The 9444-nt window shown below is 63.6% G+C and carries 8 protein-coding genes; 2 read left to right on the top strand and 6 right to left on the bottom strand.

The window, feature by feature from the left end; all coding sequences use genetic code 11:
• Together cysS and ABYW26_RS05905 are read right to left on the bottom strand one after the other, a co-directional pair.
• Positions 1-937 (bottom strand): cysteine--tRNA ligase (gene cysS / locus ABYW26_RS05910; protein ID WP_372603864.1); only part of this gene is annotated, 937 nt, incomplete at its 3' end.
• 224 nt (positions 938-1161) lie between these two features.
• On the bottom strand, positions 1162-1749 hold the full coding sequence (locus ABYW26_RS05905) for an outer membrane protein (RefSeq protein ID WP_372603863.1): 588 nt from the start codon (positions 1747-1749) through the stop codon (positions 1162-1164).
• Positions 1750-2036: 287 nt separating this feature from the next.
• Here ABYW26_RS05905 and ABYW26_RS05900 point away from each other — a divergent pair, with 287 nt between their 5' ends.
• Together ABYW26_RS05900 and ABYW26_RS05895 are read left to right on the top strand one after the other, a co-directional pair.
• On the top strand, positions 2037-2885 hold the full coding sequence (locus tag ABYW26_RS05900) for a YgcG family protein (RefSeq protein WP_372603862.1): 849 nt from the start codon (positions 2037-2039) through the stop codon (positions 2883-2885).
• A 68-nt stretch (positions 2886-2953) separates the two neighbouring features.
• Positions 2954-3709 carry an SDR family NAD(P)-dependent oxidoreductase gene (locus ABYW26_RS05895; protein WP_372603861.1) on the top strand — a complete coding sequence of 252 codons (756 nt, stop codon included), beginning with the start codon at positions 2954-2956 and terminating at the stop codon, positions 3707-3709.
• 6 nt (positions 3710-3715) lie between these two features.
• Here the strand turns inward: ABYW26_RS05895 and ABYW26_RS05890 are convergent, their stop codons facing one another.
• The 4 genes from ABYW26_RS05890 to ABYW26_RS05875 form a co-directional block, all read right to left on the bottom strand.
• On the bottom strand, positions 3716-4801 hold the full coding sequence (locus ABYW26_RS05890) for a CaiB/BaiF CoA transferase family protein (protein ID WP_372603860.1): 1086 nt from the start codon (positions 4799-4801) through the stop codon (positions 3716-3718).
• A gap of 21 nt (positions 4802-4822) precedes the next feature.
• Positions 4823-6637 carry an ABC-F family ATP-binding cassette domain-containing protein gene (locus ABYW26_RS05885; RefSeq protein WP_372603859.1) on the bottom strand — a complete coding sequence of 605 codons (1815 nt, stop codon included), beginning with the start codon at positions 6635-6637 and terminating at the stop codon, positions 4823-4825.
• Between the two features lie 49 nt (positions 6638-6686).
• On the bottom strand, positions 6687-8018 hold the full coding sequence (locus ABYW26_RS05880) for a sigma-54-dependent transcriptional regulator (RefSeq protein WP_372603858.1): 1332 nt from the start codon (positions 8016-8018) through the stop codon (positions 6687-6689).
• 18 nt (positions 8019-8036) lie between these two features.
• A partial coding sequence (locus tag ABYW26_RS05875) for an ATP-binding protein (protein ID WP_372603857.1) occupies positions 8037-9444 on the bottom strand: 1408 nt, incomplete at its 5' end.

Raw genomic sequence — 9444 nt, 5'->3', positions numbered from 1 at the left:
GCTTGCGGTAATGCGTCGACAGGAACACGAACCGGATCACTTCACCCGGAATGCCTTGGTCCAGTAGGTCGTGCACGGTGAAGAAATTGCCAAGGCTCTTGGACATCTTCTTACCCTCGACCTGCAGCATCTCGTTATGTAGCCAGTATTTTGCAAAGCCTCCGCCCTCGTGGGCGCAGCGGCTTTGCGCGATTTCATTTTCGTGGTGCGGAAACATCAGGTCGTTGCCGCCGCCGTGGATGTCGAACGACGCGCCCAGCAGGGCATAGGACATGGCCGAGCATTCGATATGCCAACCCGGACGCCCGCGGCCCCACGGGCTGTCCCAGCCCGGCAGATCATCGGTAGAGGGCTTCCACAGCACAAAATCCATCGGGTCTTCTTTATAAGGCGCGATCTCAACCCGCGCCCCGGCGATCATGTCATCGACCGAACGCCCCGACAGCGCGCCATATTTGGCATATTCACGCACCCGGAACAGCACATGGCCGTCCTTGGCATAGGCGAACCCGTCCGCGACCAGCTTTTCGATCATTTCGATCATCTGCGGGATATAGGCCGTGGCGCGCGGCATCTGGTTCGGGTCCAGCGCGCCCAAAGCATGCATGTCGTCAAGGAACCACTGGGTGGTCATTTCGGTGATGCGCTTGATCTCGGCATTCACATCACCGCCCGCGCCGACGTACTCTAACGCCCGCGCGTTGATCTTGTCATCGACGTCGGTGAAATTGCGCACATAGGTGACGTGATCCGGCCCATAAACATGGCGCAGCAGCCGATACAGCACGTCGAACACCACCACGGGGCGCGCATTGCCCAGATGCGCGCGGTCATAGACTGTCGGCCCGCAGACATACATACGCACGTTGCCCGGGTCGATGGGCGTAAAGACCTCTTTCTTGCGGGTCTTGGTGTTGTGCAGCCTGATCTCGGTCATAACAAGTCCTTCGCGCGCGGTTCCCCGGCGGGCTTTAGCAACTTCGCATGTGACTGAAAAGAGACCGGCCCGCCTGACAATGTCAGCAGGTAATGCAGCGGCAAATAATGATGGTGCAAGTGGTCATGCCAGCGGCATATCAGGCCGGACGGGCGCTGCCAAGAGGCATCAACACGAAATCGGGCGGACCACTGGCCCGCCCGACAAACCCCATGGGTCCGGGGTTAAAAGTGGAACGACACCCGCGCAGCAATCGACGGGCCGCGCAGATCGCTGCCAGACCCCGCGAAATTGTCGATCTGGTCATACAGAATCTCGCCCCCGACCGAGACACTGTCCGTCATCATGTATTCCATCCCGGCACCGACGAAATAGCCGGTATCCCAGGCCGAGCCGCCCCCAAGATTGGCGTTGATGCGCGAGGCCCCGGCGGTGCCGTAGATCAACGTATTGCCCAGATCGACCCCGGCCCGCAGCTTCAGCCGCACCGCGTCCGAGACCGTGCCGGCGCCCATGCTGATATCGGCAGTGTCATACGACAGCTCACCCCCCACGACATAATTGCCAAAGTCGTAATTATACCCGCCATGGACGCCGCCCAAAAAGCCGTCGCCGCTCAGCGCGACACCCGGTGCCTCGAACGAGCCAAAGCCCAGTTGCGCACCGACATAACCGCCGGTCCAGTCATTCGACGCGGTATAGACCGGTGCGGGCGCTGCCACGACCGGATCAGAAGGCGCGGGCGTGATCGAACCGGCCAACGCCGGGCCAGTGGCCAGCATACAGGCGGCAAGGGGGATCAGTTTTTTCATTTTATCAGCTCCATAAATAAGCCATTCGTGACGCACACCAATCGTCAGTCTGCTCGGACGATCGGGCGACATATGATATCAAGGCCCGACCAGGCGCCTGTGCAAGATCGGCACGCAAAGGGGGCGAACATCGGCCAAACATGGCCGTTTTTGCCGGTTTTTGCGGAAAAGACTCGGCGGATTCCAGCCTCTGTCGCGCCCCGTGCGGCCAATCGCGCAACTGTGATCGCACCCCTTGCCCGCGTTTTCCCCTTGCGTCACGTTCGCAGAAGCCTTTGCATTGACACATGCGCCGTTTGACCCGTTCCCTGCTGGCAATCCCCTTGCTGTTGACCTGTGCCGTCACCGGCCCCGCCGCGCTTGCCCAAAGCCCTGATTACCCGGCCCTCGGCCCGCTGCTGGTCACCGATCTGGCCGATCTCTTGCCGCCCGAGGCCGAAGCCCGCGTCAACGAGGCGCTGACACAATTGCAGGACGAGACCGGGATCACCGCGCTGGTGCTGACCATCGACAGCCGCGCCGCCTATGCCCCGGCCCCAACGATGGAGGCCTTTGCCACCGATCTGTTCAACACATGGCGCATCGGTGCCCCGCGCGATGACGGCATGCTGTTCTATGTCGCCGTTCAGGACCGCGAAATGCGGATCGAGCTGGCCGATGGCTATGGCGCCGACTGGAACGCCGCCGCGCAAGAGGTGATCAATTCGAACGTCCTGCCCTATTTCCGCGATGACCATTACGCCGACGGGATCGAGGCCGGCACCCGCACAATGATCCGCGACATCGCCCGGCCTTATGCCGCCAATGCCCCGGCCCCAGAACCGGAAGGCAATGGCAACTGGCCGGTCTATCTGGCGTTTCTGAGCATGGCGCTGTTGATGCTGCGCCAACGGCTGGCGGATTGGTCGGTGCGGCTGCGGCCCTGCCCCGAATGCGGGCGGCGCGATCTGCACCGGCACCGCGATGTCACCACCGCCGCGACCACCACAACCAAGGGCAGCGGTCTGCGCGTCACCGAATGCCGGTCCTGCGGCCATCGTGACACGGTGCCCTACACGATTGGCCGGGTCTCAAGATCATCCTCGTCCTCGGGCGGCGGGCATTCGTCGGGCGGTGGTGCCTCGGGCCGCTGGTAGCGCGTCAGACTGGACAGCCGACTTTGGCCCGGTCTAAATGACCACAAATCATTCAGAAGGGACAGAGAATGCAACTGAGCAGTGCAAAAGCGATCGTCACCGGCGCCGCCTCGGGGTTGGGCGAGGCCACCGCCCGCGCCTTTCGTGCCGCCGGGGCTCAGGTCACGATTCTGGACCGCGATGTCGCCCGTGGCACCGCGGTCGCTGCGGAAATCGGCGCCGGGTTTCAAGAGGTCGATGTGACCGACGATGCCTCGGCCCGCGCCGCGGTTTCGGCCGCCAGCGCCGCGATGGGCGGTATCACCGTCTGCGTCAACTGCGCCGGGATCGCCACGGGCGAAAAGACCGTCGGCCGCGATGGCCCGCATGATCTGGCCGCCTTTCGCCGCACCATCGACATCAACCTGATCGGCAGCTTCAACATCCTGCGGCTGGCCGCCGCCGAGATGGCCAAGAACGACCCCGACGCCGGCAACGAGCGCGGCGTGATCATCAACACCGCCTCGGTCGCGGCGTTTGACGGGCAAAAGGGTCAGGCGGCCTATGCCGGCTCGAAAGCCGGGATTGCCGGGATGAGCCTGCCGATCGCCCGCGATCTGGCCAACCTTGGCATTCGCTGCATGGCCATCGCGCCGGGCATTTTCATGACGCCGATGCTGGTCGGTCTGGGCGAAGAGATCATGAACGGCCTTGCCGCCGACGTGACCTGCCCCAAGCGGCTGGGCGATCCGGCGGAATATGCGGCGCTGGCCGGGTTCATCGTCGGATGTGGCTATCTGAACGGCGAAACCATCCGGTTGGATGGCGCACTCAGGATGCAATAACCACGCTCAGGCCTGCCAGCGCGCCAGCACGTCATCCAGATTGACCGGTTCGGTCTGGCTGCTGGGGCGCACCTGCCCCGGCGTGCGGCTGAGACGCGGGGCCGGTGCGGGCTGTTCATGCCCGTCGATGGTGACAAAGGCCGCCCGCGCCCGGTTGTGCGGATGCGCGGCGGCCTCATCAATCGCCAGAACCGGGGCGAAACAAGCATCTGTCCCTTCCATGATCGCGCTCCATTGATCGCGGGTTCTGGTCAGGAACCGCGCCGCAAACCGGGCGCGCAGCAGCGGCCAGTTGTCCTGATCGCCGCGATCCGGCAGATCGGCCGGGTCAAGGTCGAGCAGGCGCAGCAGTTCGGCATAGAATTGCGGCTCGATCGCGCCGATGGCGACATAGCCGCCGCAAGCGCATTGATAGGTGCCGTAATAGGGCGCGGCCCCGTCCAGAATATTCGCTTGCCGCCGGTCGTGCCATTGCCCGCCCTGCCGCATCGCATAGATCATCGCCATCAGATGCGCGGTGCCATCGGTGATCGCGGCGTCGATCACCTGACCGCGGCCGCTGCGTTGGGCCTCGAACAAGGCGCAGACCATGCCAAAGCCCAGATACATGCCGCCACCGCCGAAATCGCCCAGCAGGTTCAACGGCGGCACCGGCGCCTCGGCCCCGATCGCATGTAACGCGCCGCTGAGGGCGATATAGTTGATGTCATGCCCGGCGGCATTGGCCAGCGGCCCGTCTTGCCCCCAGCCGGTCATCCGGCCATAGACCAGCGCCGGGTTCACTGCCAGCGCGGCATCAGGGCCCAGGCCCAGCCGCTCGATCACGCCGGGGCGCATGCCTTCGATCAACCCGTCAGCCTGCGCCAGCAGCCGCAGCACGGTGTCGCGCCCGGTCTCGGATTTCAGGTCAAGCTGCACAAAGCCCCTGCCCCGGTTCAGGATGTCATAATCCAGCCCCAAGAGATGCGTGTTGCCGGGGCGTTCAATCCGGATCACCTCGGCCCCCATGTCGGCCAGCAGCATCGCGGTAAACGGGGTTGGTCCCAGACCGGCGATTTCGACGATCCTCAGCCCTGTCAACGGTCCGGCCATAGTCCCCCCTTTCGCGGAGGCCTAGCCCGCCGCTTTTTCTTCCAGCATCAGCCATTCTTCTTCAGCGCTGGCCAGTGCATCTTGCCGTTCGACCAGCGCCGCGCTGGCCTTGTTGAATTTTGCCGGTTCGCGGCTAAAGAGATCGGGATCGCCGAGGAACTCCTCAAGCTTGCCGATTTCGGCCTCAAGCCGGGCAATGATATCGGGCAGCTTATCCAGACGGTGCTGTTCGGTATAGGTCAAACCGGCGTTCGACTTTTTCGCGGTGGGCTTGGCCGGGGTGGCGGCAGCGGCCGGTTTATCAGCCGGGGCGCGCACCACGTCGTCGCCGGGACGCTGGGCCTGATAATCCGACCAGCCACCGGCATAGACCGTGGCGCGGCCGTCGCCCTCCATCGCGATGGTGGTGCTGGCGACGCGGTCCAGAAAATCGCGATCATGGCTGACCAGCAAAACCGTGCCGTCATAGTCGCCCAGCAATTCCTGCAACAGGTCCAGCGTTTCCACGTCCAGATCGTTGGTCGGTTCGTCCAACACCAGAACATTGCTTTCGCGCGCCATGATCTTGGCCAGCAGCAACCGGGCCTTTTCGCCACCCGACAGCGACCGCACCGGCGCGCGGGCCTGACGTTCGTCGAACAGAAAATCCTTAAGGTATCCAACCACATGCCGGGGTTGACCGCGCACCAGAACCTGATCGGCCTTGCCCGAGACCCGCATTTCCGGATCACCCGTCAGGCTTTCCCAAAGGCTGAGGTCCGGGTTCAGCTTTGAACGGTTCTGATCGAACACCGCCAGTTCCAGATTGGTGCCCAGATCAACCGTGCCACTGTCAGGGGCGATTTCGCCTGTCAGCATCTTCAGCAGCGTGGTCTTGCCCGCACCGTTGGGGCCGACAAAGGCCACGCGGTCGCCGCGCATCACCCGCAGCGAGAACGGTTTCAGGATCACCTTGCCGTCAAAGGATTTGCTGATCTCGCGGGCTTCGATCACCTTCTTGCCGGACTTCTGGCCGCTTTCCAGCACCATCTCGGCCGAGCCCTGACGACGGATCATGTTGGCGCGATCCTGACGCAGCCCCTGCAAGGCCCGCACCCGGCCCTGATTGCGCTTGCGGCGGGCGCTGATGCCTTCGACCGCCCAGCGGGCCTCGGATTTGATCTTGCGATCCAGCTTGTGGCGGGCGTCGTCCTCTTCGTCCCAGATCTTGTCGCGCCATTCCTCAAAGGCCTCAAAGCCCTTTTCCTGACGCCGCACCGCGCCACGGTCGATCCACAGGGTCGCGCGGGTCAGCGCCCGCAGGAAGGCGCGGTCGTGGCTGATCAGGACAAAGGCGGCGCGGGTGGTCTTGAGCTGATCCTCAAGCCAGCGGATCGCCTGAATGTCCAGATGGTTGGTCGGTTCATCCAGCAGCATCAGCCCCGGCGCCTCGGCCAGCAGCTTGGCCAGCGCGGCGCGGCGGCGTTCACCGCCACTGGCGGTCTCAACCGGGGTCGAGGGATCGAATTTCAGCCCCTCGGCCACCATCGCCACGCGATAGGATTCAGACGGGTCCAGCGTGCTGGCGGCGAAATCGCCCAGCGTGGCGAAACCGGTCAGATCGGGGTGCTGTTCCATATAGCCGACGCTAACGCCGGGCGGCACGACGCGGCTGCCGGAATCGGGTTCGACCAGCCCGGCCATGACCTTCATCAGGGTCGATTTGCCCGAGCCGTTGCGCCCGACCAGCGCCACCCGGTCGCCGGGTTGAACCACCAGATCAAGGCCTGAAAATACCGGCTCGCCGCCGAAAGTCAGCGAGATGTCGGAAAGCTGTAACAGAGGTGCGCGTGCCATATGCGCCAGCTATCCCGCCCGCGCATCGGCGTCAACGGGCCTGCGTGGCTTACAGATAATCCGAGCGGCTGAGACCGTATTTGGCCATCTTTTCGTTCAACGTCCGGCGCGGCAGGCACAACTCGTCCATCACCGCCACGATCGAGCCCTTGTGCCGCCGCATGGTGTTGTCGATCAACATGCGCTCAAACGCCTCGACATATTCCTTCAGCGGCTTGCCCTCGGTGGTCATCACCGGCTGCATTTCGTCATCGTCCGACATCAGCAAGCTGGCGATCGTGCCCGAGCCGCGCCGCGATTGCAGCACCGCGCGTTCGGCGACGTTGATCAATTGCCGCACATTGCCGGGCCACGGCGCCTGCAACAATTGCGCCGCCTCTTGGGCGCTGACCTGCGGCGCGTCACAACCGTATTCCTCGGCGTATTGTTCGGACAGGCGGGTGAACAGGGTCAGGATATCCTCGCCCCGCGCGCGCAGCGGCGGCAGGGTGATCTTCATCGCTGCCAGCCGGTAATACAGATCGGGGCGCAGCATGTCTTCGCAGGTCTTGCCTTGTTCCTGCAGGTTGCTGACCGCGATAATCCGGGTTTCCGCCGGGGTGCCCTGTTCGTTGATAAAGGTCAAAAGCCGCGCCTGCAGCGATTGCGGCAGCGCCTCGATATCCTCAAGACATAAGGTGCCGCCGCGCGCCTCTTCGACCAGCGGCAGGCTGCCGCCTTCGGTCATCGGGCCAAAAAGCCGCGAGGACAGGTTTTCCTCGGTATAAGCCGCACAGGAAACCTGCACGAATTTGCGCCCGGCGCGCGGGCCGACCGCGTGCAGCGCATGGGCGACCAGCGTCTTGCCGGTGCCGGTCTCGCCGTCGATCAGAACGTGGCCATCGGCCTGCCCCAGATCGAGAATATCCTCGCGCAGCCGGTCCATCACCGGCGAGCTGCCGATCAGCTTTTTCATCAGAACCGTGCCGTCCGACAATTCGCGCCGCAGCGCGCGGTTGTCCAGCGTCAGCCGCCGCGCCTGAGCGGCGCGTTTGGCCAGCTCGGTCATCCGGTCGGGATTGAACGGCTTTTCAAGGAAATCATAGGCGCCGACCCGCATCGCCTCGACCGCCATCGGCACATCGCCATGGCCGGTGATCATGATCACCGGCAGGCTGCTGTCCTGACTCATCAGCTTTTTAAGGAAAGCCATGCCATCCATGCCCGGCATACGGATGTCGCTGACCACGATGCCCGGATAATCCGAGCCGATCTGTTTCAGCGCCTCTTCGGCCGAGCCAAAGGTTTCGGTGTCAAAGCCCGACAGAGCCAGCCATTGGCTGATCGACTGGCGCATGTCCTGTTCGTCGTCGACAATCGCAATCTTGATGCCCCGGTTCATCGGCAGTCTCCGTCCTTGCTACTCGGCAGCTTCTGCCCCTTCTTCGAGAATTGGAAGCTGCACCTCAAATACCGCACCGCCGCCGCGCCCGTTTCGCGCGGTCAGCCGCCCCCCAAGGTCGTTCACGATCCCCGAGGAAATGGCAAGGCCCAGCCCAACCCCGTCGCCGGGGGATTTGGTGGTGTAGAATGGCTCGAACAGGGCATCCAGATCGTCGATGCCAAGGCCGTTGTCGCGCACGGTCAGGGTGGCGGTCTCGCCAGCGCTGAGGATCAGGTCGATCTGGGCGTCAGGGGTTTGCTTGGTGGCGTCCAGCGCGTTGCGCAGCAGGTTGATGATCACCTGCTCCAGCCGCACCCGGTCGGCCATGACCCGCACCGGCCCTTGCGGCAAGGTGCGGGTGATCGTCACCTTGCGCTGCTTCAACTGCGGTTCCATCATCGCCAGAGAGGCCGACAAACATGCTTTGAAATCAACGGGTTCAAAGCCTCCCGTCGATTTGCGCGCATAGGATTTCAATTGCCGGGTGATGGCGCCCATGCGGTCGATCAGATCGTCGATGCGCTGGAACGAGGCCAGCGTTTCATCGGCGCGCTTGCGTTGCAGCAACAGCCGCGCCCCGGCCAGATAGGTTTTCATTGCCGCCAGCGGCTGGTTCAGTTCATGGCTGACAGCGGCCGACATTTCGCCCAAGGCCGCCAGTTTCGAGCTTTGCGCCAACGTCTGTTCCGCGACCTCAAGGTTCTTTTCGGCCTTCTCGCGTTCGGCAATTTCCCGCTGCAGCCGGGCGTTCAGTGCGCGAAGTTCTGCCGACTCGCGCTGGAACACCACGGTCTGCAACTGCGCCCGCCGTGACGACAGGTAGAACCCCAACGCCAGAAGAATGGCAAAACCCATGATCTCCAGCGCCAGAACGCCGTTCACCCGCTCGCGGATCGAGGCATAGGTGGTGAAACTGGTCAGCTTCCAGCCCTGAAACGGAATCCGCGCCTCGTTGCGCATCACCGCCTCGCCCGACAGATAGGCGTCGGGCGGCAGCGCGGCCCAATCGGTCGTGGCCTTCAGCGCCCGTTCCACCGCCGTCGGGGCCGAGCGCGCTGCAAGGGCTTCGTCCAGGGTCAGCCCGCGCCAGCGCGGTTCGGTTGCCAGAATGATCTGGCCGGTGCTGTCAGTCACCAGAACCGCGTCGGAAATCCCGGCCCAGCTGCGTTCCAGCTTGGCCAGATCGACGGCCACGACAATCACGCCGACGGCCTGACGGTCGCTGGTGATCTTGCGCGAATAGGTGAACTGGAACGCGCCCTCGTCATTACGCTCGGTGGTGAAAATCGTGTCATCCGAGCGCAGCGCGTTCACGAAAGCATGGATATTGCGCATGTTTGTGCCGATGCGGCCGCGATCGCTGGCGGCGACCACGCGGCCGGTC

The organism is Actibacterium sp., assembly GCF_041584535.1.
GTDB lineage: Bacteria > Pseudomonadota > Alphaproteobacteria > Rhodobacterales > Rhodobacteraceae > Actibacterium_D.
Note: the sequence above shows the minus strand (reverse complement) of the source record. Positions and strands in the feature narration are given on the sequence as shown.

Bases quoted from the DNA above. Each gene is read 5' to 3' on its own strand.
- ABYW26_RS05885 (WP_372603859.1), bottom strand. From the start codon at position 6,637: ATGGCACGCGCACCTCTGTTACAGCTTTCCGACATCTCGCTGACTTTC.
- ABYW26_RS05890 (WP_372603860.1), bottom strand. From the start codon at position 4,801: ATGGCCGGACCGTTGACAGGGCTGAGGATCGTCGAAATCGCCGGTCTG.
- ABYW26_RS05880 (WP_372603858.1), bottom strand. From the start codon at position 8,018: ATGAACCGGGGCATCAAGATTGCGATTGTCGACGACGAACAGGACATG.
- ABYW26_RS05905 (WP_372603863.1), bottom strand. From the start codon at position 1,749: ATGAAAAAACTGATCCCCCTTGCCGCCTGTATGCTGGCCACTGGCCCG.
- ABYW26_RS05900 (WP_372603862.1), top strand. From the start codon at position 2,037: ATGCGCCGTTTGACCCGTTCCCTGCTGGCAATCCCCTTGCTGTTGACC.
- ABYW26_RS05895 (WP_372603861.1), top strand. From the start codon at position 2,954: ATGCAACTGAGCAGTGCAAAAGCGATCGTCACCGGCGCCGCCTCGGGG.